Genomic DNA, 24900 nt, shown 5'->3' with positions numbered 1-24900 from the left:
TCAGCTCTTGATGCCGACGACCGAGGTCACCTTGATCGTCTTCGTTTCCGGAATCTCGTTGTTGGCGAGCACTTTCAGCGTCGGCCAGGCGCGCCGCAGGAAGCGCGCCAGCAGCCAGCGCAAGTGGCTCGATACCAGCAGCACCGGCGGTAGCCCCATCGCCTCCTGCTTCTGCGCTGCGGCCTGCGTCTCGTGCAGCAATGCATCGGCCAGCCCCGGCTCGATGCCGGCCCCGTCTGCACCGCCGGTCATGGCCTGGCCGAGCAAGCGTTCGAGCCCCGGTTCGAGCGCGATCACCGAAAGCTCGCTTGCATTGCCGAAGATCTGCTGCACGATCGCGCGGCCGAGCGCGATGCGCACCTGCGCGGTCAGCTCGACCGGGTCCTGACTGCGCGCCCCCTGCGCGGCGAGCACCTCGATGATCGTGCGCATGTCGCGGATGTTGACGCCTTCTTCGAGCAGGTTCTGCAACACGCGCTGCACCGTGGCCAGCGGCAGCAGCTTGGGCACCAGGTCTTCGACCAGCTTGGGCGTCTCCTTGGCGATGTGATCGAGCAGCGCCTGGGTCTCTTGACGGCCCAACAGCTCGGCGGCGTGGGACATGATCAGATGGTTGAGGTGGGTGGCGATCACCGTGCCGGCATCGACGACCGTATAGCCCATCAGATGCGCCTGGTCGCGCAAACCCGCATCGATCCAGACCGCCGGCAGACCGAAGGCGGGATCCTGCGTCGGCGTGCCGGGCAGGGTGCCGCTGACCTGCCCCGGATTGATCGCCAGAGACATGCCGGGGAAGGCTTCTCCGGCACCGATTTCGACGCCCTTCAGGGTGATTCGATAGCCATTGGGCTTGAGCTCGAGGTTGTCGCGGATATGCACCGGCGCGGGCAGGAAACCGACCTCCTGGGCGAACTTCTTACGCAGGCCACGGATGCGCTTGAGCAGCTCGCCGTTCTGGGCTCGATCGACCAGCGGGATCAGCCGGTAGCCGACTTCCAGGCCGAGCACATCGACGGGCGCGACGTCTTCCCAGCTCGCCTCCGCCGCTTCGTCGGCCGCCGGTGCCGCGGCGGGCGCGGCGGCGGCCGCGGCCTCACGCGCGCGCAGCATTTTCTGCTTGTACCAAGCCAGTGTGCCCAGCACGCTGCCGAGCAGCAGGAAGACCAAGTTCGGCATGCCCGGGATCACCCCGAGCACGCCGAGGATGCCGGCGGCAAGCCCCATCACGATCGGCCGGCCAAAGAGCTGCCCCATGAACGAGGTGGTGAGATCCTTTTCGTCATTGACGCGCGAGACCACCAGACCGGCAGCGACCGAGATGATCAACGCCGGAATCTGCGCGACCAGGCCGTCGCCGATGGTCAGCAGGGTGTAGGTCTTCGCCGCCTGCCCGGCGGGCATGTCATGCTGGATCATGCCGACGATCAAGCCGCCGACGATGTTGATCAAGAGGATCAGAATGCCGGCGATCGCATCGCCGCGCACGAACTTCGAGGCACCATCCATCGACCCATAGAAGTCGGCTTCCTGGGCGATCTCCTTGCGGCGCCGGCGCGCTTCTTCTTCGCCGATCAAGCCGGCGTTCAGATCGGCGTCGATCGCCATCTGCTTGCCGGGCATCGCATCGAGCGTGAAGCGCGCCGAGACTTCGGCGATACGCCCGGCGCCCTTGGTGATGACGACGAAGTTGATCACCGTCAGGATGATGAAGACGACGATGCCGACCGTGTAGTTGCCGCCGACCAGAAAGTGGCCGAAGGCCTCGATCACCTTGCCGGCGGCATCCGGCCCGGTATGGCCGTGGAGCAGCACGATGCGCGTCGAGGCGACATTCAGGCTCAAACGCAAAAGCGTCGTCACCAACAGCACGGTGGGAAAGACCGAGAAGTCGAGCGGCCTCAAGGTGTAAAGCGCGACCAGCATCACCATCACCGACAAAGCGATGTTGAAGGTGAAAAACACGTCGAGCATGAATGGCGGCAGCGGCAGCACCATCATCGACAGGATCAGGATGATCAGCACAGGCGCCGCGAGCGCCTTGAGATTCTCCGGCCGCACCAGCATCCGCCAGCTCAGTGCCTGGGTTTGGGCTTGGGTCGCCATCAGTCAGCCACTCCAGGATCGAGGCTGGGCGGCACGCTGACCATTGCAGGCGGCGTCGGCGGCACGAGGCCGTGCGCCGCGCCTTGCGCGAGGAAGGCATTCAGCTGATAGACATAGGCCATCACCTCGGCCACCGCGGTATAGAGCGCCGCCGGCACGGCTTCGCCGATCTCGACGTGGCGATAGAGCGCCCGCGCCAGCGGCGGCAGTTCGAGCACCGGCACCTGATGTTCTTCGGCCAGCTCGCGGATCTTCTGCGCGACGAGGTTCATGCCCTTGGCCACCACCTGCGGCGCGCCCATCTGCGCGCCGTCGTATTTGAGCGCGACGGCGAAGTGCGTCGGGTTGGTCACCACGACGTCGGCCTTCGGCACCTCGGCCATCATGCGCCGCCGCGCCATCTCGCGCTGCTGGCTCCTGATACGCGCCTTGAGCTGCGGATCGCCCTCGAGCTCCTTGAGTTCCTGCTTGAGCTCTTCCTTGGTCATCTTCAGGCCGGTGTAGTAACGCCAGAGCTGGAACGGCACGTCGATCAGCGCGACCACCGCCAGACCTGCGACGAAGCCGACGAAGGCATACAGAATCATGCGGCCGAACGACGGCAGCGCGGTCTCGATCGGCAGTCCCAGCAGCGCGAACAGGTTGTCACGCTCGTTGGCGACCACCCACCAGACGATGCCACCCAACAGCAGCGCCTTCAACACGCCCTTGACCAGCTCGGCGACGCTGTGCCAGGAAAACATCCGCCCGAGACCCTTGAGCGGATCGAGCCGCTCGGGCCGAAACGTCAGCGCCTTCGGCGAGAACACCCAGCCGCCGGTCAGCAGCACCGGCGAGAGCAGCGCGGCGATCAGCGTGGCAAGGAAGAACGGCGCCAGGGTCGTGAGCGCCTCCGAACCCATCGCCATCAGGCTCTGACCGAGCGCGTGATCATCGAAGGCGGCGCGGCGGTCGAGCGCCAACCCCATCCGCATGACCTCCTCGCCGCGGCGCACGAACCAGCCGGAAAGTCCCCACAAGGCTCCAGCCCCCGCGGCCATGACGAGAAACGCGGTCAGCTCGCGCGACTGCGGGACCTGCCCTTCCTCGCGTGCCTTGTCGAGACGTCGCCCGGAGGGTGGTTCGGTCTTTTCGAGATCGCTCTCTTCAGCCATGGATGGTTCTTCCCGTCATGGCGGCAATTATTGCCGCCGTAACAGTGCGCCAACCGGCGAATAAAAGGGGATTGCAGGGTCTTTCCTGCTGTCGGGTGTCGTCTCGCCAGCGCCGGGTTTCAGAAGGTGACCTGAATGCGCCGCTCGACGTAGTGCGAACCCGGATCGACCGTATTCGGGCAGTCACCGGCATTCGGCTGGTTGCAGGCGGTGGCGGTCAGCACGCGCACCGTCGGCCCGCCGTGGCCGCCCGGATCGGCCGTCGCGACGCAAGTCACGCTGACGGTGAATTCGGAAAGCGTTGCCGCCGGCGGATTGAAACTGCCCGCCGGGCAGGCCACGCCGCCCTGCAGTTGCTGATACAGCCCCCATTCGATGCCGGCGCGGGCCGCCTGATAAGCACGCGTGCCCTGCACGTCGAGCGCCGAACCGATCTGCTGTTGCGCCGAGATGTTGAGGATGAAGGCGCCAAGCACCGCCAGCACGACGAGGATGAAGATCGCCGAGACGATCGCGAAGCCATCCGGTTTCCGTGGCGGGATCTTCATGGCGTGTTATCCACGTGGATCTGGTTGAACAGCGCGACACTCTCGCCACCGGCGGTCAGCGTGAGGCGGATATAGAGCAGGCCATTGCGCCCGGTCGCATTGGCCTGGTATTCGACTTCGCAGCGCGCGTTTTGCGCCAACAACGCCGTGTTGCCGCCGGCGGGCACCGCCTGGGCGGCATTGAAGCCATAGTTCCAGTGGCGTGTCAGATTGCCGGGCAGGGCTTGCGGGCAGGCATAGGTGACCGCGCGCAGGTTGCCCGGCACGACCTGGAAGCGCGCGCCGGGAGAGGGCAGCGGCGGCGACTGGGTGGCGAAAGGATTGGCCGCGAGTGTCACCGTGTTGCCGGCGATCCCGGCAACCTGCGCGCGATTGTTGCCCGCGTAGGCATCCGCCCCCGGCACGCCGAGGTTATAGACGACGATGAAATCCCCCACCGCCATTTGCGGCAGCTGACCGAGCACATCGAAGCTCGTCGCCGCCGGGTTGGTGAAGCTCAAGAAATTGCCCCCGCTAGAGCCGTCGGTCGGATCGCGGTAGCGGCCGCCACTTTGCGTGATGATGAATTCGAGGTAATTCACGCCGCCCGAGCTCATCACGCGCACACTGTTCGGCAGCGCCAGACGCACCTCGCGTGCGATGCGCCGCAGCGCGATGTCGGCGGCATCGGTGAGCTCCGCGCGGCGCACCGCATCGACATAGCCTTCGACCGGGGAACGGATGAATACCGCGACGGCGGCGGCGACGATGCCGGTGATCACGAGCACGACGATCATCTCGACGAGGGTGAAGGCGTGCTGGCGTTTCATGGCAGACCATTCGGTGCGTAACGGGTGCGATAGCCTTGCAGCTCGATCGTCTCGCCGCCTGCCGTCACCGTCACCGTGATCAACAGCGCGGCATCGGCGGCAATGCCGTTGAGGCCGGCCTGCGCGACGCTCACATTCGCCGTGTAGGCGGCGGCGCCAGTGCCGCTGATGTTGGTGGTGGTCGCCAGCCCGTTGTAATCATTCACGTTGTCGAAGGCGCCCCGCACCTCGCCGGCTTCCGGAGCCAGGTTGTTCTCGGCCACCGTGCAACTTGCATAACCGGTCGCCGTCGCCGCGTTCGCATCGTCGGGGTCGCACCAGGTGAAAGGCTGCAGACTCACCTCTTCGAGCAGCGCCTCGGCGATCGCCAGTGCCTGCTTGCGGATCAGCGGATCGGCGGAATGACGCACGGTCTGGTTCAGCACGGAGAGCACCCCGGCCAGCGCGACGCCGATGATGACGATGGCGACGATCAGCTCGATGAGCGAAAGGCCGCGCTGGCTGCGCTCAATGGACATAGCCGGTTTCCGCTTCAAGCGTGACGGTGCCCGCGCCCCCGGAAACGACGTACGCTTTGCCGGCATCGGGTCGGCCGAGTGCATCGAAGATCACGGTATCGTTCGCCGGCGTCAATGTGACGCCTGCTGGCGCCGCAAAACCATTTGCCCCCGAACCGGGCAGGGTGAGCGGCAGCCAGCCGGCAGCACCCTCCCCTTCCGGCGTCTGCGCCTGTACATCGACCGAAAGGCCGCTATTGACGATGCTCACGCGCACCAGACGACGCTGCGCCACCGCCGCCTTGCGCGCATATTCGAGCGTCGCGCGCAGCTTGTCGCGGTAGCCGATCTCGTCCCAGCCGCGCAGCAGCTCAAGGCGCGGCAAGGCAACAAAGGCGAGGATGCCGATGATGATCATCGTCACCACCAGCTCGACGAGCGTGAAGCCGCGCCGTGCCATCGTTCAGTAACGCTCGCGCAGATAGATGTAGGGCGCCTTCGGCGAGCCCAGACGCACGCGCGCGTTCGGGTCCTGCTGCCAGGGCGGGATGCCGCCGCAAGCAGCCGACCAGTGCCCTTGCAACCAGGTCTGGTTCGCCGCAGTACCGCCGTGGGCGGCATTGCACGAAGTATCGCTGCCCGCGGCGTTGAGGTTCGCCGCGATGTCGTAGCTGCCGGCCGGCGCGGTGTTGAAGGTGATGAAGCCGATGCCGCCGGACAATGCCCCGACGCTCGGCCCGGCCAGCCCGCCGGTGGCGATGTTCGCCGCAGCGAAGCTGGTGCAGGTATCGGCTGCATTCACCGCCCAGCGGTTGCCGTCCCAATACTCGACGCGATATTCGACACGCGGCTTGAGCAATTCGGAACCGTAATAATTGACGAGCCGCAGCCGGCCGGATCGGATCGGCGTCGTGCCTTCGGTGTGGCCGCTCGACGTGACGCCGTCGGTATCCGTCGCGCGCACCTTGAGCGTCGCCGGCGCGGCGGGTTTGGCGGCAAAGCTGAATTTCACGCTCGGCGGCGTGGTCTTGTCGGCCTCACCTGCCAAGAAATCTCCCGCCGCCAGGCTCGCGGGGCTGAAGGCGCCTGCCGTGCCATTGGCATCGAAAAGGGTCACGGTCTTCGCAAAAGGCCCGGCGTAGTTTTGCGTCGTGCCGCCGCCGAGATTCTTCGCCGTCACGGTCAGTGGGAACGGCTGGCCGGAGTAGGTGAAACTGCCGCAGGCATTCGTCACCTGGGTCTCGAAATGATGTGGATAGAACCTGCCGATATTGCCGCTCTCATTGCCGCTGGCATCGCCGGCGCCGAGATAATCCCCGTCCTTGATCGAGGGCATCAGTTTGATGATGCCGACTTCATCCCAAACAAAGGTTCCGCAAGCGAAGCCGTTGGCCGCAGCGCCACCGCATTTCGTGCCGAATGGGCCAAAGCTGCCGTTTGGCACCGGATTGTTGCCCGCGCCGGAATCGATCAGCGTGTGGGTCAGTTTCACCGATTCAGGAGCGCTTTCCTTGCCGAAACTCGGGGTCACGCCATTCGTCGCGCTCCTTGCCGAGACCTCGACCTTGAAATCCTCGCCCGCGCGGCAAAACTTGGCGCCTGTGGCATCGTTGGCGGCAGGATTGCTTGTTCCATCCGCGCAGACGATGTTCGCCAGCTCGAAATGGTGGGGCTTGACGACGAAAGGATTGCTGCTGCCAGCAAGCCCCCCCCCGGTCGACGAGGTGGTCGAGGCAGTCAGCTGGATTCTGCCGACATCGAGATAGTTGAACTGCACCGCCGAAGTCGTGTAGCCATTGACGTCGAAGGTCAGCGTCTGCGTCGGCCCGCCGCCATTGACCTGGAGATAGGGTCCGCCTGTCGCGCAGGTCGCCGGATCGAGACAACTCACGCCGAAAACGACGCTGCGGCTGCCCTGCACGGCGGCCTGGCAGGCGCCGGTGGTCTTGTCGCTCTTCACCGCGCGCAGGTAATACGAAAAAGGCACGCCAGCCACCTGCGACGGAATCGTCGCTTCGCCACCAGGGTTCGAGGCCGTGAAGATCAGCCCGCCATCGATGAAAGTGATCGCACAAGGCGCTGCAGCGGTATCCCCATTGCACGTCACCGGCGGTGTACCCGTTGGCGCCGGACCGCCAGCAGGAGTCGCAATGACCGAAACCGTCGCCGCCGTCGTCTGTTGCAGGTAAAGCGTCAGTTGGCCTGAAGCGGGGATCGTCTGCGGATTGGCCAGCGCGCCGCCGCCGCTCGCGGTGGCATACCACTGACCCGCCGGCGCGAGATCGATCGTCGCATCACCACCGGTATAAAGCGCCGAGCAGCTCGCATCGGCGCAGGCCTTGAAGCTGACTGCTTCGCGCTGGCAGGTCACGCCGGTGCCACCCGTTTCGATGCGCAAATGGTGCAGACCCGCCGGCGTGAGACTGCAGTCGTTCACCGGGCAACTACCCAATGTCGCATTGTCCCTCACTTTGCCATCGCTATAGACGCTGCCCCCGGGCACGCCGTTCCAGTAATTGCCATCGAAGCGATGCTGCAGCGAATTGCTTTTCGCTCGAGGCGTAGTGTTTTTCATGAAACAGCTTCCCGTCACGTTTGCTGGCGCCGCCCAATCGGATTCGATATCGACACCATAAGCGGTCGTGTCGAAACGGGAGTTCTGGATACGCACGCGCCGCGTATTCCAGTTCTTCAGATGGATGCCGTCTTGGCCACGTTTGACACATACCCGATCGATGAGCGGGCTCGTCGAACTCCACCGACCAAGCCCGGATTCCATTTCCACACCGTTCTTCCCGGCAAATAAGGTCACATTGCGCAACACATGTGCACCCACAGCGTCGTATCCCAAGTGGATGGCATGGTCATTGACGCTTTCGATCGTCGAATCCTCGATCGTCACGGCCGCCGACTGAGCGATATCGGTCGCGATACCCTGGCTTTTGACGTCGAGCCGCCGCATCACGATACTGGGTGGCGCATATGCCGCCCCCCAATTTCCGACAATACCCCTGCCGTTATCCGCGCGCGCTTTGACGTTCTCGAACACCATCGGTGGACTAGCCGTGGCTGGCTCGAAGTACAAGGCTGAATGTGATTTGCTGTACAAATCGAGGTCTTTGAACGACACGCCGCCCGCATCCGTCCTGAGGGCCTCGTTGCTTTTGCTCACCGCCTTGACCTTCTCGAATTCATGCGCCCCAACGACTCCCCCATAGAGAATGATCGCCTCTTCAGATTCATTTTCGACCGTGACGTTTTTCATCGTCACCTTGCCCCCATACATGAGGCTGAATCCGCGCTGCTTGGAATGGATGACGACGTCGGAAAAAGACAGCGGCTGGCGGGAGGGCGCCCAGTCGGTCTCGATACCCCTCCCTTGCGTGGCGGTGATATCGATCTTCGAAAATGTCACCGGGTAATGAGCGCGCAGAAAGATTCCTCCCCCTGTGCCATTGATATTGATATTCTCGAAACGAGACCCGCCGGTATAGGAATAAATCCCCCACTTCCCCCCTCCGCTGCCGCTCACGGTAATCGTGTCGAACTCATGTGGCCCCAGCGCAGTCGATTCGAGACGTATCGCATCCGAGTTCATACTTTTGGCCGTGACACGCGTCATCTTGACGGCCATGGCCGTATAGACCCAGATCGCTCTGCCCTTGGCCTCACTCTCGACATCGACGAATTCGACATTTCGGCGATTCGGAGACCAATCGAGGTGGATACCATCACCGTTTTGCGATTTGGCCATGACGTTCTCGAATCGCACATCGTAATAGGCATGCAGAAAAATCGCCCTCTGATTCTGGCTCGTCGCCTTGATGTTCTTGTACGACACGCCGCCATAGTAGACATACATCGCCTCATCCCTGGCATCGACTTCGATGTTTTCGAATTCATGCGCGCCATCCGTAGCGTTGAAAATGAAGATTCCGCGGTTGTTGCTACTCGACGCCTTCACGTCCTTGACCGTGATCTTGGTCGAGGTATCGACATAGATCGCTTCTTCTTTGGCGCGAATGTCGAGATTCTCGAACCGGTGCGCGCTGGGCGTGGCCGTCCAGCCACGTACGATGCCGCGCCCATTGTTGCTGCGAATGGTCAAATGCCGCAGCGTAAGATTGCTCCCCTTGAGAATCAGCGTCGCATTGTCGTGCCAGATCGTAACGTCGGGGCGGTTTCCGGTCGCGCTTTCGATCGTCAAACCATCCCGTTCCGTCGGCACGGTGACGACCTCGTTGTAAGTGCCGGCGCAGATTTCGATGGTATCGCCGTTGGCTGCGGCATTCACGGCGGCCTGGATCGTAGCGTAATTTGCCCCCGGCCCACACCCACCGACCCAGAGGGTCGCAGCAGCTGCAGAGGAAGCCTGGCCAAGCAGCGCAGACACGAAGGCAAGTCGCAGAAGTCCCCGGCCAAAACGCAATATCCGCTGTTTCATCGGTTTCTGGTGCCTTGTCAGACGACACCGGCAAAGCAGCGACACCCCGCCGGACGCCGACTCGCTTCGGAAAGTCGGCGCTGGCGGAAAATGAGACGTCCCGCCGGGCGCCGACTCGCTTCGAATAGTCGGCGCTGGCGGGACGGCACCGCGTGTCATCGGCCTTACGCCGCCGCGCGCTCCGGCGGAATCAGCGCGGAGCGCGGCACGCCGCGGTGGCTGCCCAAGTCGGCGAGCAGTTCCTTCATGTCGAGAATCAGCACGATCTGGCCGTTGGAGAGCGTCGTGACACCGGCCACGCCTTTTGGTCGGAAGCCTTCGAGCGATTTGATCACCGCATCCTCGCGGCCCATGAAGCCGTCGATGGCGAGGATGAACGACTGCTCGGTCGTCTGCATCAGCACGCCGTATTGCGGCACCCGCTCCGGCGCCCAGCCGAGCAGATGGGCGATCGGGTAGATCGGCATCACCTCGCCGCGCACCACCATCGTCGCCCGGCCGCCAACTTCCTGCACCTCGTCGATGCGGATCGGCAGGATCTCGCGCACCATCGACAGCGGCACCGCGAAAGGCTGCTCGCCCAGCTGCACGAGCAATACCGGCAGGATCGCCAAAGTCAGCGGCAGCGAAATGATGAACGTGGTGCCCTTGCCCGGCTCGGAACGGATGTCGATGCTGCCGTTGAGCTTCTGGATGTTGGTTTTCACCACGTCCATGCCGACGCCGCGTCCGGAGACGTCTGAAGCGACGTCCTTGGTCGAAAAGCCCGGCAGGAAGACGAGCGCGAGGCTCTGGCGCTCGTCCATCGTATTCGCCTCCTCATCGGTGATGAGGCCTTTCTCGAGCGCCTTGGCGCGCAGCCGCTCGGCGTTCATGCCCCGCCCATCGTCGGCGACGATCAGCACGATGTGATCGCCTTCCTGGCGCGCTTCGAGACGTACTTCCGACTTATCCGGCTTGCCGGCGGCGCGGCGCTCCTCAGGGCTCTCGACGCCGTGATCGACGGCATTGCGGATCAGATGGATGATCGGATCGGAGAGATCCTCGATCATCGTCTTGTCGATCTCGGTCTCTTCGCCGGCGAGCACCAGTTCGACGTCCTTGCCGAGGTTCCTAGCCAGATCGCGGGCGATGCGCGGATACTTCTGGAACAGCCGACCGATCGGCTGCATGCGCGTCTTCATCACCGCGTTCTGAAGATCGGAGACCAGCAGGTCCAGCTGGCTCACCGTCTGGTCGAGCGCATGCAGGGTATCCGTATCGCTGCGCCCATTGAGGATGTCGCTGCGCAGGGCGCTTAAGCGGTTCTTGGTCAGGCCGATCTCGCCGGAGAGGTTGAGCACCTGATCGAGCCGCGCCGTATCGACCCGGATCGTGGTATCGCGCGCCTTCTCGTCGGCACGGCGGCCGACCGGGACGCTCATCGCGCCAGGTTTGTCGCTCGCGCGCCGACCGAGCGCATGCTGGATGATCTGTTCGGGCGTTTGCTGCGTCACGTCGGGCACGGCAGTGGCAGGCGGCGCAGAAGCCGGCGCTGGAGAAACGGCAGCTGGCGCGGGAGCTTGTGTAGCACCCGCAATGGCGCCGAAGAGTTTCTCCCACTCGGGGCCGACGGCAGGCGCCCCACTTGCCGCAACAGGCGTTGGCGTCTGAATCGCCGCGGTGGCCTTGTCGAGCTCCCCGGCCAAGGCCGCCTTCAGATCGGCGAGCAGCACCGGATCGGCCGGGGAAGGCTGGACGCCGCCTTCGAGCTGATGGAACATCTCGCGTACCGCCGCGGTGGCGGCGAGGATCACGTCCATGATCTCCTTGCTGACCGTCATCTCGCCGTTCCTGAGCTTGTCGAACAGGTTTTCGGTGAGATGGCACAGCGTCACGAGCTCGGTGGCATTCAGGAAACCCGCGCCACCCTTGATGGTATGGAAGCCGCGGAAGATGTCGTTCAGCAAACCGACGTCCTGCGGGTTCTTTTCGAGCTCGACGAGCTTGTTGTCGACCCCGGAGAGCAGGTCGGCGGCCTCGACCAGGAAATCCTGCAACAGGTCTTCCATGCCGGCAAAATCGCTCATCTCTTTCCCCTATTCCCGTCGCCTAGAAACCCAGGCTTTCGAGCAAATCATCCACCTGCTGTTGGCTGGTCACCACGTCGCTGCAACCCTCGGCGCCGATCACCGGACCATTCATCAGCCCTTCCGGCGCCGCCGCGCGTTTTTCTGCCGGCATCGTCTCGATCAGCAGTTGCAGCAGCTGAGCCTCGACATTTTGCACGATGTCCAAGACTTTCTTGATCACCTGCCCGGTCAGATCCTGGAAATCCTGCGCCAGCATGATCTCGTTGAGCTGGGCATTGACCAGCGCGATCCGCGCCGGCGCGGCGGTGAAGAAGCTGCGCGTATCGGCGGCCAGCTGCTTGAATTCCTCGACCGAGAGCTGGTTGGCGAACATTTTTTCCCAGCGTCCGCCCAGCGCCTTGATCACGGTAGCGAGCTCGTCCTGGGCCGGCTTGGCAATGTCGCAGGCATTGAGCACTTTAGACGCCGCCTGCTCGGTCATCTGCGCGATGTAGTGCAAGCGTCCCTGTGCGTCTGGAATCTGCCGTGCGGTGTCTTCCAGGGCCTTGTCGAGCCCCAGCTCGCGCAGCGAATCATGCAGCTTGCGGGCGAGATGGCCAATGCGGTTGAAAACGGCTTCGCCTTCGGGCGCGGCTTCCGACGCGCCTGCGTCTGACGCGGACGTCGCTGCCTCGACCTGTGCGGCGACGCTGTCGAACAGCGCCTGCAGTTCATCTGAATCACCGGAAGCGTCCGGCTCGCGGACTACCGCGGCCTGGGGCACCGCGCTGGCGGCGATGCTGTCGAACAGCGCCTGCAGATCGGCCGAATCGCCGGATTCGTCAAATTTGATCGGTTTGGCCATTGCTTACCAGCCCAGCTTCTCGAAAATCTTCGTCAGCTTCTCGTTCAGCGTCGCCGCCGTGAAAGGCTTGACGATATAGCCTGAGGCGCCGGCCTGGGCCGCGGCAATGATGTTTTCCTTTTTCGCCTCGGCGGTGATCATCAGCACCGGCAACGCTTTCGTCGCCGGATTGCTGCGGATCGTTTGCAACAAGGTCAGGCCGTCCATGTTCGGCATGTTCCAGTCGGTGACGACGAAATCGAAGCCGCCGCCTTGCAGCTTCTGCCAGGCCACCGCGCCATCCTCGGCTTCCTCGACGTTGGTGAAGCCCAGCTCCTTGAGGAGATTTCTGACGATGCGGCGCATCGTCGAAAAATCATCGACGACGAGAAACTTGATTTTGCTTGGATCTGCAGGCATGAAAACAATTCTCCGGGGAACCTGATGATTTACGGTCAGCCGCTCCGCGACTTGAGCAGCAGGGGACGCAGGGTATCGGCGAGCGCCTCGGAATCGAACTTCGCGACATAGGCATCGACGCCGACCGCCTTGCCCATCGCGCGGTTGGCTTCCGATGACAGCGAGGAGTGCATCACGACCGGAATGCCAGCGAAGCGTTTGTCCGACTTGATGTGCTTGGTGAGCACATAGCCATCCATCTCCGGCATTTCGGCATCGACGAGGATCAGGTTGATTTCATCCTTCAGATCGTGGCCCGCCTGCTGCGCGTGGGCCGCCATGCCGGAAAGCCGCGTCCAGGCCTCCCTGCCGTTTTGCGCATGCTTGTGGTGCACGCCCATGCGGTCGAGCACTTCGATGATCTTCTTGCGCGCGATGGCCGAATCATCGACGAAGAACACGCTGTAATTCTCTGCGTCACTGAGACGGTCGACCTGTCCGACCATCACCTCGCCGAAAGTATCGGCCATGATCTGCTCGACATCGACGATCGACACCAACCGGCCATTGTCGAGCTCGGTGATCGCCGTGATGTACTGATGCCCACCGCTGGTGACCGATTCGGGCGCGCGCACCTTGTCCCAGTCGACGCGGATGATGCGATCGACATCGGTGACGAGAAAGCCGAGCGTGCGCTTGCTGTATTCGGTGACCATCATCGAGGCACCGAGCCCGCTCGGTGCATCGGCCAGCTGCATCACCTTGGCCAGCGACAGCACCGGAATGACGTTGCCGCGCAGGCTGATCAAACCTTCGACGCCCGGCGGCATGTGCGGCGTCTTGGTGATTTCCGGCGTCTTGCTGACTTCGCGCACCTTGAACACGTTGATGCCGAAGGTCTCGTGCGTGCCGAGCGAGAAGAGCAGGATCTCCATGCGGTTCGAGCCCGCCAGTTGGGTGCGCGCATCGACGCTTTCGATCAGGGATGTCTGGCTCATTCCTTTACTCCTTCAGGCGGCCTGGGCGACTGCCTGATTGCCGAGGAGCCGCCGGCTGAGGGTTTCGGCCAGCCGCTGCGCCTCGAATTTCGGCACATACTCATCGACGCCCACCGAGCGACCGAGCTGCTCGTTCGAGCTCGACGACAACGACGAATGCATCACCACTGGAATGCCGGCGAAACGGGCGTCGGCCTTGATGTTCTTGGTGAGGATGTAGCCGTCCATCTCGGGCATCTCGACATCGGTGAGCACCAGCTGCACCACATCCTTGGTCTCCCGGCCGGTCGCCTCGGCATAGTCGGCGAGTTTCTGCAGCTCCTGCCACGCCTGCAAACCATTCATCGCGGCGATGCCGCGGATGCCGAGCGCCGCCAGGGTGCGCTCGATCTGGCTGCGCGCCACCGACGAATCGTCCGCATAGACGACGGTGAGTCCTTCCTTGCCGAGCGGCTTGATCTGGGAATAGACGGTTTCGTCTTCGTACTTGGCGGTCTCCGAAAGAACACGTTCGACATCGAGCAGCATCACCAGCCGGCCATCTTGTAGCTCGGTGACGGCGGTGACCAGACCACCCATGTGGGCGGTGAGCATTTCGGGCGGCACGCGCATCTTCGACCAGTCCAGCCGCAGGATGGTATCCACCGACTCGACCAGAAAACCCTGGGTGTGGCCGTTGTATTCGGTGACGATCATGATCTCGCGCGGCGTTTCGGTCTGCATGCCGATGAATTCGGAGAGATCGACCACCGGCACCAGGATGCCGCGCAGACTGACCATCCCCTTGACGGCCTTGGGCATGTCGGGCGCGGCAGTGATCGGCGGCGTCTTCATCACCTCGCGCACTTTGAAGACGTTGATGCCGAAGGTCTCGGTGCGGCCGGTGCGCTGATCTCTGCCCAACGAAAACAGCAGGATTTCCAGCTTGTTGGTGCCCGCCAGACGGGTGCGGGCATCGATGTTCTTCAGCAATTCGGACATGTTCGGCCTCTCAACGCAAGCACTACCGAAGGCATCGGCAAGTTTACCGGCGAACGCCTTGGCTGGCGGCAATTTCAGCCCGAGATATTACGCGTTTCTCTGCACTTAAACCCAGATTATCCATTGAGAGCGGGCTGATGCGCCATGAGCATTCGATACGGTCATTTCATCGCCCTACACGGCGGCTTCCGGGCTGCGGGCGGCATCGTCGCGGGGACGCAAATCTGGCTCGCCCTCGCCTTCGAAACCCGCTCGTGTTCCAATGGACAATCTGGGTTAAACCTTGAAACGATGCAGGCTCGCCTCGAGTTCGACGGCCAGGCTTTCGAGCTGGCGCGCGGCTTCGGCCATCCTGCCGGTGCTGGCATCCCCCGCCTTGGCCAGCCGGGCGATCCTTTCGACGTTCTCGCTGATCTCCCTGCTGGCCCGGCTCTGAACCTCTACCGCCGCGTTGATGCGGCCCATGCCGGCAGTCGTCTCGCCTACCGAAGCGTTGACCTCGCCGAGGCTCATCGCCACGGTTTCGAGACATTCCTGGGAAGTAGCCAGCGCGGCGAGGCCGTTTTCGAGCGTCTCGCGCACCTTGGCGGCCAGTCGTTCGAGGTTGTGCGTCACGGTATCGATTTCGCTCGCCGTGGCGGCAGATTTTTCCGCCAGGCGGCGCACCTCGTCGGCGACGACGGCGAACCCTCGCCCCTGTTCCCCGGCACGTGCTGCTTCGATCGCCGCGTTCAGGGCCAATAGATTGGTCTGGTCGGCGATGTCGCGCACCTCGCGCGTCATACCGGAAATCGAGGCGGCGCTGGCGATGAACTCGCGCGCGGTCTCGGTCATTTCGCTCACCGCGCCTTCGGCCTGGGTCAATTCGCCGATCATGCGCGAGAGGCTCTCATTGCCGGCTTGGGTACGCTCGACACTCGCCGCCGCGAGACGCTCGACCTCGGCTGCCTGAGCAGCGATGTCGGCGATTCCTGCCGTCAGCCGAGACAGTGCCGCAGTCGTGTCTTCTGCCGCGGCACTCTCGTCGTGGGCGCTGTTTTGCATCTCTGTGGCAACGCCGGCAAGCTCGCTTGCCGCGCCATGCAAGCGCCCAGCCGTCGCCGTCAGATGCCCGGCCATCTCGGCCAGACTCTTGCGCATCCCGGCAATTGCCGCCAGAAGACTTCCCTGGTCATCGGATGCAAGATCGATGCGGGTCGTCAAATCACCAGCGGCGATACTCTTGACGATGCCGGCCACCTGCTGCGGTTCGCCGCCGAGGAAGCCGAGCATGAGCCGCGCCAAATGCACGAAAGCGCCCAGCCCTATCGCCGAAGCGACGACGATGACGGCGATCATGCCGTTGCGCATCGCCTGCGCCTCGGCAAGGAGCTGCGGGTTGGCCTGCCCGGCCTGATCGGCGAGCCGCACGAACATCCCAAAAGAATAGCCGTTGGCCAGCAGCGTCACGCCGACCAGGACCGCCAACACTCCATAGATGCGTTGCCGAAGCGTCATTTCCCCTGTCCTCCTCCGTTTGCGATCGGCCGCTGCCGTCCCGCAGTGGCCGACATCCGACTTCACTGGCCGGCCGCCGGCAGGGCCGCCGCTTCGCCCACCACCGCCTCGACCGGCACTTCGCGCCCGTCGCTCAAGATCGCCTCCTCGGTGCGCTTGTTCAGGACCACGATGCTGATGCGCCGGTTGATCGCCGCGGTGGGATGTTCCTTGTCGAACGGCACTGTCGAGGCAAATCCGACCACACGCAGCACCTTTTGGTCGTCTAGGCCGGCCGCGACCATCTCGCGGCGCGACGCGTTGGCGCGGTTGGTCGACAACTCCCAGTTGCCGAAGCCACGATCGCCGCCTGCATAGGGTGTGGCATCGGTATGGCCGGCGAGCGAAATGCGGTTTTCGACGCGGTTGAGCAGCGGCCCGATCTCGCGCAGGATCTGGCGCGTATAGGGCTTGAGCTCGGAGCTCGCCGAATCGAACATCGGCCGGTTCTGCTCATCGACGATCTGGATGCGCAAGCCCTCGGTCGTGATGTCGAGCAAGAGCTGGTTCTTGAACTGCCTGAGTGAAGGGCTCGCCTCGATGAGTTTCTCGAGATCGCTCTTGAGCGCTTCCAGCCGTTCGCGCTCCAGCCGTTCGAAATCGGCTTTCAGCGCCTGCAGATTGATCTTCTTGGCCGGCGACACGATCTCGCCCTTTTTCACCTGGCCGTGGGTGCGCGTCAGATCCTCGCCGCCACCTTGGATCACCGAAGAAGAATCGCCGGAACCGGAACCACCAAACAGCGCGACTTTCAACGGCGTCTGGAAAAAATCGGCGATGCCCTTCAGATCGCCTTTGGTAGTCGAGCCGAGCAGCCACATCAGCAGGAAGAAGGCCATCATCGCCGTCACGAAGTCGGCGTAGGCGATCTTCCAGGCGCCACCATGCCCGCCCGCGCCGCCTTTCTTTACGCGTTTGACGACGATGGGTTGTTGCGAATCGTCACTCATTGCGGTTCATCCGAAACTCGGCGCTGACAAGACGGCACCCCGGCGACCATCACTTGCCTTTCCGGTTCTTCAAGTCTTCCTCGAGCTCGGCAAAGCTCGGCCGATCGGCGGAGAAGAGCACCTTGCGGCCGAATTCGATCGCCACCTGCGGCGCGTAACCGTTCATGCTGGCGAGCAGCACTGCCTTGATGACGTGATAGATCTTGCTGCCTTCTTCGACCTGGCGGTTGAGCTGGTTGGCGATCGGCTCGACGAAACCATAGGAGAGCAGGATGCCGAGGAAGGTACCGACCAGCGCGCCGCCGATCATCTTGCCGAGCACCGCCGGCGGCGCGCCAACCGAGCCCATCACGTTGACCACGCCCATCACCGCGACGACGATACCCATCGCGGGAATCGCACCGGCGGTCGATTGCATCATGTGTGCCGGGAAATGCGCTTCAGCATGATGGGTCTCGATCTCTATGTCCATCAGGTTCTCGATCTCGAAGGCGTTCAGGTTGCCGCCGACCATCATGCGCAGATAGTCGGTAATGAACTCGACCACGTGGTGATCCTTCATCACCGACGGATATTTCGAAAAGATCGGACTGGCCTCGGGATTCTCGACGTCGCCCTCGATCGACATCAGCCCCTCCTTGCGTACCTTGCTGAGGATCTCGAACAACAGCGCCAGGAGATCCATGTACAACGCCTTGTTGTAGGGCGTCCCCTTGAGCACCGAGGGAATCGCCCCGAGCACCGCCTTCAATGAGCGCGGCCCGTTCGAGGCGACCAGATAACCGATGGTCAGTCCGATGATGGCGAGATATTCGAGCGGCACCCACAGGGCGCCCAGGCTGCCGTGCACCGCATAGGTGCCGACGGAGGCCGCCAGAACGATGACATAGCCGACGAGCAATAACATGAGGATCCCCGTTCTTCGTCAGCGCCGACTCATGGGCCAGCGCGTTTCGCTTTGCCGCGCATGATAACGGCTTCCTCCGGTCGTCGTCACGCAAAAACGCGCGGGGCGCCCTCCCTTTTCAGCGGAATGGGCGCCCCGCACGGACAAGGAGAAGAAACCGCCTCAAGCCGCGGCCACGCCCTTCGCTTCCGTGGTTTCGGCCACCCGACGGGTCTTACCGGCGCGCGCCGGCATGTGACACAGGCCGCAGACATAATCGTGCTGAGGGTCGTGGGCATGAGCGACGAATTCGCCGCCGCAACTCTTGCAGCGCGTCATCTGCAGCATGCCGGCATCGAAGAAGCGCACCATCGTCCAGGCACGCGTCAGCGACAGTACGCCCTCCATGCCGCAGCGCTGGGTCTGTTCCAGATAGAGCCGGTAGGCCTTGATGATGCGCTCGATCCCCGCCAGTTTCGTGTGGCGATCGAGGAAGTTGTAATAGGCCATGAACAGCGAGGCATGCACGTTCGGCTGCCAAGTCATGAACCAGTCGGTCGAAAATGGCAGCATGCCCTTCGGCGGCGAGACGCCGCGCACTTCCTTGTAGAGCTTGAGCAGGCGTTCGCGGGAAAGGTTGGTTTCGGCTTCCAAGAGCTGCAAGCGAGCACCTAGCTCGATGAGTTCGATCGCCAGGCGAATATCCCTCGCCTCCGAGATCACGGATTTGTTGCGCATGGAACGACCTCCCTGAAGAAGGATTGCGACCGACTTATCAGGCCGCGGTCTCGACGGGCTTGCCGGCGGCGAGGATGGCGGCATGGATGTGGCCGACGCCGCGCTCGCGCTCGTGGTTCGCCAACAGATCGAGCAACAGGGAATCGTCGAAACGGAAACTCATCAACAGCATGTCGGAGCTGGCCATCTTCAAGATCTGCCCCGGCGTGAGTGCTTCCAGGATGTCGGCAATCTCCTCACTGATGCCCAGCCGGAACACTGCCGCCTCACGGTCGGCGCGGATCATGTTCTGGGCCAGCATCAGATAGGCGAGATTGACCTCCTTGATGTCATTGTAGGTGTCGGTCACTTTCATCTTTTCTCTCCTTGCGTTGCCGCCAATCCCGGAAATGCGCCCCGAGATGTCAGATGCGCGCATACCCGTCTGGCAGTCATGCCATTCTCTCGACTGCATTGCAAGAAGAAAATCAATGAAAAAACCATCCTTTTGTAAGAATGGGATGGGAAAAGCTTGTAAGAAAAAACATTACAAAACTGACTTTACCTCATGTATTTCAATGAGATTTTCAAGCCGCCTGCACGCTCGCGACGCAATTTCTCCCGCGCTGCTTGGCCAGATAAGCCCCTGCGTCGGCGCACTGGATCAGGGCTTCGATATCGCCGGTACTGGCATCGCGTACCGCCACACCGATACTGACGCTGCCGCGCTGACAGCGCCCGCCGAATGCAAAGCGTAAGCCCGCGACAGACTTGCGCACCCGCTCGGCGCAGGTGAGCCCGGCCGCCAGATCGGTGTCTGGGCAGATCACCGTGAATTCGTCGCCGCCGGTGCGGCAGACCACGTCCTGCGCCCGCAGGCCACGCTTGATGGCTGCGGCGATCTCCTTGAGCACCACGTCGCCGCCGGCATGGCCGTGACTGTCGTTGATTTCCTTGAAATGATCCACGTCGATCAGCATCGCCACGAGGGGGCGACCACTACGGCTGGCCACCTGCCATTCGTGGCCGAAGAACTCGATCGCGTAGCGCCGGTTGGGCAGTCCCGTCAGCACGTCGGTGAGCGCCGCCTCGCGTAGCCGCCGGTTCGCCTCGGCCAGTTCGTCGGCATAGCGTCGGATTTCGTCCCGGTCGCGCTCGACTTCGCGCTGGAGACGCACGACCCGCTCGGCCGCCCGCAGACGGGCCTCCATGACGCGCAGATTCAACGGCTTGGCGAGGAAATCGTCGGCACCAGCGGCAAAGGCAGCGACGAGTTTTTCCTCGCTTTCCTGCTCGGTCGTGATCAGGACATAGATGCCGCGACCGAATCTGGTTTCCCGCAAAGCGCGGATCATGCCGATACCGCGCATACCCGCCATGTCCCATTCGGTGATCAAAATGTGCGGGCGTACCTGCAGCGCCATCAGAAATCCTGCCCGGCCGTCACCGGCCCAATGCACACGGTGCCCCCTCCCTTCCAGGGCTACGATGAGATTCTCCCGTGACTGGCTGTCTTGATCGACGATCAGGATACGGAGCCGATCTTCGTCTGCCGCAGCAAACGGGTCGCTTTCGGCCGCAGCGGCCGAAAGAGTCGCTGGATCGGCGATCTCCTGCATCGCGGCCTTGAACAGCGTAGCCAGTCGCATGCGCTCGCGCTGCCCAGGAGGATGGACAGAGCGCCGTGCGCGCACTGGAGATTCGATCACGGTAACGGATGACATGCGAAAGATGGATGAAGCATGACGATCGGAGATTTATAGCACCTGGGCCAAAGGTCTATTCTTCGATCAGACGCTAAAATCACCCACTATGGAGCCAGCCATCAATTACTGCTGCACCTGCGGCGCGCCGACCAGCGTGCGCATTCCGCCCGGCGATTCCCTGCCGCGCCATGTCTGCACGAACTGCGGCGCGATTCACTACCGCAACCCACGTCTCGTGGTCGGCACCCTGCCCGTCTGGGAAGATCGCATCCTGCTATGTCGGCGCGCGATCGAACCGCGTCACGGCTATTGGACCCTCCCGGCCGGCTTCATGGAGAACGAGGAAACGCTCGCCGCCGCGGCCCTACGCGAAACCCGCGAGGAAGCCTGTGCGCACGTCGAGCTCGGGCCTCTTTATACGATGATCTCGGTGCCGCACATCAGCCAGGTGCATGCAATCTTCCGCGCCCGCCTCATCGACCTCGACTTCGCCCCCGGTAGTGAAACCCTTGAAGTCGCGCTGTTCGAGGAAGCCCAGGTGCCGTGGGACGACGTCGCCTTCCGCACCATCGCGATGACGCTGCGGCATTTTTTCGCCGACCGTCGCCAGGGCAGCTTCGGCCTGCACGTCGAATCGATCGCGTAAAGGAAGCGTGAAAAGGCCGTCGCGAGCAGCCGGATGGCAAGGCGCGGCGCGCGGCCTGCGGGTTCTGGCGCACCCGCCGCGCCTCGCTCGCCTGCGACAGCAGCAGCGCCTGTCTTGGCAGCAGGACGCTTTTGTCAGCCTTTTCCGCCGACTGGAATAAACTTGAGCCTGTCACAATGGTCTGAAAGGTATCGCGGCAACATCGTAAGTTCATGAGCGCCTATCCGCTGATCCTCACGCTGGACCCCTATGGCGTCCCCCATCGCTGGGTGACATGGCAGCATGCGTGCTTTTATTACGCGAAGAATCTGGTGGCCTGGGCGATCGGCGAGCACAGCTTCGTGATTCGCGGCGGCTTCAACCGGCTTACCGGCAAACGTTCGGAAATCCGCTTCAGCAGCATCATCGCGATCAAGGGGCGGGCGCTCTCGGGGCGCCAGTTCCAACAGGTGCCACCGCTCGACAATCGCGAGCTGTTCCATCGCGACCGCCACATCTGCGCTTACTGCGGCAACTCTCTTCCCAGCACGAAACTCACGCGCGACCACATCGTCCCGGTTTCCCAGGGAGGGCGCGACACCTGGATGAACGTCGTCACCGCCTGCCGTTCCTGCAACCAGCGCAAAAGCGGCCGTACGCCGGAACAGGCTGGCATGCAGCTGCTCTACGCCCCCTATGTGCCGAACAAAGCCGAGTGGCTGATCCTCTCGAACCGCAACATCCTCGCCGACCAGATGGATTTTCTGGCCCAGCACGTCTCCAGCCAGAGCCGGATCAGGCTTTGATTCGGCGATAGACTCCTGCAATGCAATGAAAACCACTAAGGCTCTGACGGCCTACCGTCCCTATTGGGCGAAACGCTTCGGCATCGCCCCCTTCCTGCCGATGACGCGCGCCGAGATGGAAACGCTCGGCTGGGATTCCTGCGACGTGATCATCGTCACTGGCGACGCTTACATCGACCATCCGAGCTTCGGCATGGCGCTGGTCGGGCGGCTGCTGGAAGCGCAGGGCTTTCGCGTCGGCATCATTGCGCAACCCGACTGGCGCTCGGCGGAGGATTTTCGGCGTTTGGGCCGCCCCAACCTGTTCTTTGGCATCACCGCCGGCAACATGGATTCGATGGTCAATCGCTACACCGCCGACCGCAAGATCCGCTCCGATGATGCCTATACGCCGCATGCCGAACCTGGTAAGCGACCGGATTACGCCGTCACCGTCTATGCCCAGCGGGCGCGCGAAGCGTTCAAGGAGGTGCCGATCGTGATCGGTGGCATCGAGGCCAGCTTGCGGCGCATCGCCCACTTCGACTACTGGTCAGAGACCGTCAAGCGCTCCGTGCTCGCGGACAGCAAGGCTGATCTGTTGCTCTACGGCAATGCCGAACGGGCGCTGGTGGAGCTCGCGCATCGGCTAGCCAAGGGCACGCCCATTCAGGACATCCGCGACCTGCGCGGCTCTGCTTTCTTGGTGCCTGCCGGCTGGACGCCCAGCCCCGAATGGCGCGAGGTCGGCACGCGCCGCGCTCATGACGATCGCAATCTCAGCTACCTGCGCCTGCCCGACTACGAAACGGTGAAGAGCGACAAACTCGCCTATGCCAGAGCTTCGCGGCTCTTTCACCTCGAATCGAATCCTGGCAACGCTCGGGCTTTGGTGCAAAGACACGGCAACCGGGACCTGTGGCTCAATCCGCCACCGATTCCACTCTCCACCGCCGAGATGGACTACATCTACGGCCTGCCCTATGCCCGCGCGCCGCACCCCGCATACGGCGACGCCAGGATACCCGCCTGGGAGATGATCCGTTTCTCGATCAACATCATGCGCGGCTGTTTCGGCGGCTGCACCTTTTGCTCGATCACCGAACACGAGGGCCGCATCATCCAGAACCGCTCGGAAGCATCGATCCTGCGCGAGATCGAGGAGATCCGCGACAAGACGCCAGGATTTACCGGCATCATTTCCGACCTGGGCGGGCCAACCGCCAACATGTACCGCATGGCCTGCAAGGACAAGGCGATCGAAGCGGCTTGCCGGCGGCTCTCCTGTGTCTATCCTGACATCTGCCCGAACCTCGATACCGATCATGCCCCCTTGATCCACCTCTACCGCAAGGCGCGACAGGTGCCGGGCATAAAAAAAGTGCTGATCGGTTCAGGACTGCGTTACGACCTCGCGGTGCGCTCGCCCGAATACGTGAAGGAACTGGTCACCCATCACGTCGGCGGTTATCTCAAGATCGCGCCGGAGCACACCGAGGAAGGGCCGCTCTCGAAGATGATGAAGCCGGGAATGGGCGCCTACGACAAATTCAAGCGCCTATTCGAGCAGGCGTCGAAAGCCGCCGGCAAGGAGCAATACCTGATCCCCTACTTCATCGCCGCTCACCCTGGCACGACCGATGAGGATATGCTCGAACTCGCGCTATGGTTGAAGCGCAATGATTTCCGCCTCGATCAGGTACAAACCTTCCTGCCGACACCCCTGGCACTCGCCACGGCGATGTGGCACACGGAAAACAACCCGCTCAAGCGTGACCCGGCAAGCGAGAAAGTCGCCGTCGCACGGGGCCTCAAACAACGCCGGCTCCACAAGGCGTTCTTACGCTATCACGATCCAAAGAACTGGCCGCTGTTACGCGAAGCCTTGAAACGCATGGGGCGCGCCGATCTGATCGGTAATGGCAAAAGGCATCTCGTCCCGGCCTGGCAGCCGGGCGAATCACCATTACTCCGCCGGCCGCCGGCCCACCGCGAAAAGTCGGCGCTGGCGGAAAATGAGACGTCCCGCCGGGCGCCGATTCACATCGGAAAGTCGGCGCTGGCGGAAAATGGGACGTCCCGCCGGGCGCCGACTCACATCGGAAAGTCGGCGCTGGCGGAAAATGAGACGTCCCGCCGGGCGCCGACTCACATCGGAAAGTCGGCGCTGGCGGAAAATGGGACGTCCCGCCGGGCGCCGACTCACATCGGAAAGTCGGCGCTGGCGGGACGGCACGGCGCGGCAAAGATCAAACGCAGCCGGTAGGCTTCGGCATGCCGGCATAACGCGCGGCCTGCTTGGCCGGGCCATAGGGGAACAGGTCGAAGAGGAACTTCTTGTCGGAAAATTCTTCGCCCAGATCCTCGCCAATCAGCTTGGTCATCACGCGCAGATTGGGCGCAGTGCCATTCTCTGCATAGTAGTTGCGAATCCAGTTGATGACCTGCCAGCACTTCTCATCGAGCTTCAGATCGTCCTGCGCGGCGAGGAACTCGGCGACTTCCTCGCTCCAATCGGACAAATCGGCCAGATAGCCTTCGGCATCGGTCTCGATTTCCTTGCCATTGACATTGATCATTTTGACTTCCTCTCTGTAAGGGTTGGGGGGGTTCGGTTTCAGTCTCTTAGTCTCTTACCTGACTTCTTTAGTCGGGATTGTATGCATGAAATTCCGAGAATCGAATAAAGAATTACTTGATCCAGCATCAGGCTGGCTTATGAATGGGAAATATAATGCAGGGAGTGGCGGAGAGGAAGGGATTCGAACCCTTGTGCCAGGTTTCCCTGACCATCCGATTTCGAGTCGGCGCCGTTATGACCACTTCGGTACCTCTCCATAATTTTTTCATTATACCTTTCATCCCGG

Annotated in this window: 22 protein-coding genes and 1 tRNA gene; 3 read left to right on the top strand and 20 right to left on the bottom strand. The window is 62.7% G+C overall.

Going from position 1 to position 24900, the window contains the following annotated elements:
• From flhA to EL335_RS02790, 18 genes are all read right to left on the bottom strand, one after another.
• Positions 1-2064, bottom strand: coding sequence for a flagellar biosynthesis protein FlhA (gene flhA / locus EL335_RS02875; RefSeq protein WP_284155483.1), 2064 nt, complete (start codon positions 2062-2064; stop codon positions 1-3).
• Positions 2065-2102: 38 nt separating this feature from the next.
• The gene (gene flhB, locus EL335_RS02870) at positions 2103-3257 is read right to left on the bottom strand and encodes a flagellar biosynthesis protein FlhB (RefSeq protein WP_126444156.1); all 1155 of its coding nucleotides are present in this window, start codon (positions 3255-3257) and stop codon (positions 2103-2105) included.
• Between the two features lie 119 nt (positions 3258-3376).
• Entirely contained in the window at positions 3377-3805 is a 429-nt protein-coding gene (locus EL335_RS02865; protein ID WP_126444155.1) for a pilus assembly PilX N-terminal domain-containing protein, read from the bottom strand.
• On the bottom strand, positions 3802-4614 hold the full coding sequence (locus EL335_RS02860; protein WP_126444154.1) for a type II secretion system protein: 813 nt from the start codon (positions 4612-4614) through the stop codon (positions 3802-3804). Before EL335_RS02860 ends, EL335_RS02865 begins: the two co-directional genes overlap by 4 nt.
• Positions 4611-5132: a type IV pilus modification PilV family protein gene (locus EL335_RS02855; protein ID WP_126444153.1), complete on the bottom strand. Its 522-nt coding sequence runs from the start codon at positions 5130-5132 to the stop codon at positions 4611-4613. The genes EL335_RS02860 and EL335_RS02855 overlap by 4 nt, the downstream gene beginning before the upstream one ends.
• Positions 5122-5571: a pilus assembly FimT family protein gene (locus tag EL335_RS02850; RefSeq protein WP_126447637.1), complete on the bottom strand. Its 450-nt coding sequence runs from the start codon at positions 5569-5571 to the stop codon at positions 5122-5124. Before EL335_RS02850 ends, EL335_RS02855 begins: the two co-directional genes overlap by 11 nt.
• 3 nt (positions 5572-5574) lie before the next feature.
• The gene (locus EL335_RS02845; RefSeq protein WP_172600008.1) at positions 5575-9555 is read right to left on the bottom strand and encodes a right-handed parallel beta-helix repeat-containing protein; all 3981 of its coding nucleotides are present in this window, start codon (positions 9553-9555) and stop codon (positions 5575-5577) included.
• A 164-nt stretch (positions 9556-9719) separates the two neighbouring features.
• Entirely contained in the window at positions 9720-11624 is a 1905-nt protein-coding gene (locus tag EL335_RS02840; RefSeq protein WP_284155417.1) for a chemotaxis protein CheA, read from the bottom strand.
• 22 nt (positions 11625-11646) lie between these two features.
• Positions 11647-12471: a protein phosphatase CheZ gene (gene cheZ, locus EL335_RS02835; protein ID WP_126444151.1), complete on the bottom strand. Its 825-nt coding sequence runs from the start codon at positions 12469-12471 to the stop codon at positions 11647-11649.
• 3 nt (positions 12472-12474) lie between these two features.
• Positions 12475-12870, bottom strand: coding sequence for a chemotaxis response regulator CheY (cheY, locus tag EL335_RS02830; RefSeq protein ID WP_126444150.1), 396 nt, complete (start codon positions 12868-12870; stop codon positions 12475-12477).
• Positions 12871-12905: 35 nt separating this feature from the next.
• The gene (locus EL335_RS02825; RefSeq protein ID WP_126444149.1) at positions 12906-13847 is read right to left on the bottom strand and encodes a chemotaxis protein; all 942 of its coding nucleotides are present in this window, start codon (positions 13845-13847) and stop codon (positions 12906-12908) included.
• A 12-nt stretch (positions 13848-13859) separates the two neighbouring features.
• Positions 13860-14828 (bottom strand): chemotaxis protein, encoded by a 969-nt coding sequence (locus EL335_RS02820; RefSeq protein ID WP_126444148.1) that lies wholly within the window; start codon positions 14826-14828, stop codon positions 13860-13862.
• A gap of 276 nt (positions 14829-15104) precedes the next feature.
• Positions 15105-16325, bottom strand: a complete 1221-nt coding sequence (locus EL335_RS02815; protein ID WP_126444147.1) for a methyl-accepting chemotaxis protein — start codon at positions 16323-16325, stop codon at positions 15105-15107.
• Positions 16326-16387: 62 nt separating this feature from the next.
• On the bottom strand, positions 16388-17314 hold the full coding sequence (gene motB / locus EL335_RS02810; protein WP_126444146.1) for a flagellar motor protein MotB: 927 nt from the start codon (positions 17312-17314) through the stop codon (positions 16388-16390).
• Between the two features lie 49 nt (positions 17315-17363).
• Positions 17364-18221, bottom strand: a complete 858-nt coding sequence (gene motA, locus EL335_RS02805; RefSeq protein WP_126444145.1) for a flagellar motor stator protein MotA — start codon at positions 18219-18221, stop codon at positions 17364-17366.
• 162 nt (positions 18222-18383) lie between these two features.
• On the bottom strand, positions 18384-18938 hold the full coding sequence (gene flhC, locus EL335_RS02800; RefSeq protein WP_126444144.1) for a flagellar transcriptional regulator FlhC: 555 nt from the start codon (positions 18936-18938) through the stop codon (positions 18384-18386).
• 37 nt (positions 18939-18975) lie between these two features.
• Positions 18976-19293, bottom strand: coding sequence for a flagellar transcriptional regulator FlhD (flhD, locus tag EL335_RS02795; protein WP_126444143.1), 318 nt, complete (start codon positions 19291-19293; stop codon positions 18976-18978).
• Positions 19294-19504: 211 nt separating this feature from the next.
• Positions 19505-20641: a GGDEF domain-containing response regulator gene (locus EL335_RS02790; RefSeq protein WP_126444142.1), complete on the bottom strand. Its 1137-nt coding sequence runs from the start codon at positions 20639-20641 to the stop codon at positions 19505-19507.
• A 100-nt stretch (positions 20642-20741) separates the two neighbouring features.
• Here EL335_RS02790 and EL335_RS02785 point away from each other — a divergent pair, with 100 nt between their 5' ends.
• The 3 genes from EL335_RS02785 to EL335_RS02775 all read left to right on the top strand — a co-directional run bounded on the left by EL335_RS02785 (position 20742) and on the right by EL335_RS02775 (position 24299).
• Positions 20742-21269: an NUDIX hydrolase gene (locus EL335_RS02785; protein ID WP_126447633.1), complete on the top strand. Its 528-nt coding sequence runs from the start codon at positions 20742-20744 to the stop codon at positions 21267-21269.
• 212 nt (positions 21270-21481) lie between these two features.
• A complete protein-coding gene (locus EL335_RS02780; RefSeq protein WP_126444141.1) occupies positions 21482-22054 on the top strand; it encodes an HNH endonuclease in 573 nt (190 codons plus the stop codon).
• Between the two features lie 25 nt (positions 22055-22079).
• Positions 22080-24299, top strand: coding sequence for a YgiQ family radical SAM protein (locus tag EL335_RS02775; RefSeq protein WP_126444140.1), 2220 nt, complete (start codon positions 22080-22082; stop codon positions 24297-24299).
• Here the strand turns inward: EL335_RS02775 and EL335_RS02770 are convergent.
• Positions 24283-24612: a TusE/DsrC/DsvC family sulfur relay protein gene (locus EL335_RS02770; RefSeq protein WP_126444139.1), complete on the bottom strand. Its 330-nt coding sequence runs from the start codon at positions 24610-24612 to the stop codon at positions 24283-24285. The two genes, EL335_RS02775 and EL335_RS02770, sit on opposite strands and share 17 nt — an antisense overlap.
• A gap of 165 nt (positions 24613-24777) precedes the next feature.
• Positions 24778-24870: transfer RNA gene (locus EL335_RS02765), tRNA-Ser, on the bottom strand.
• Between the last annotated feature and the right edge of the window lie 30 nt (positions 24871-24900).

The organism is Sulfuricystis multivorans, from assembly GCF_003966565.1.
In the GTDB taxonomy this organism is placed as follows: Bacteria; Pseudomonadota; Gammaproteobacteria; order Burkholderiales; family Rhodocyclaceae; genus Sulfuricystis; species Sulfuricystis multivorans.
The sequence above is the reverse complement of the archived record's forward strand: the minus strand, read 5'-3'. Positions and strand labels throughout refer to the sequence as shown.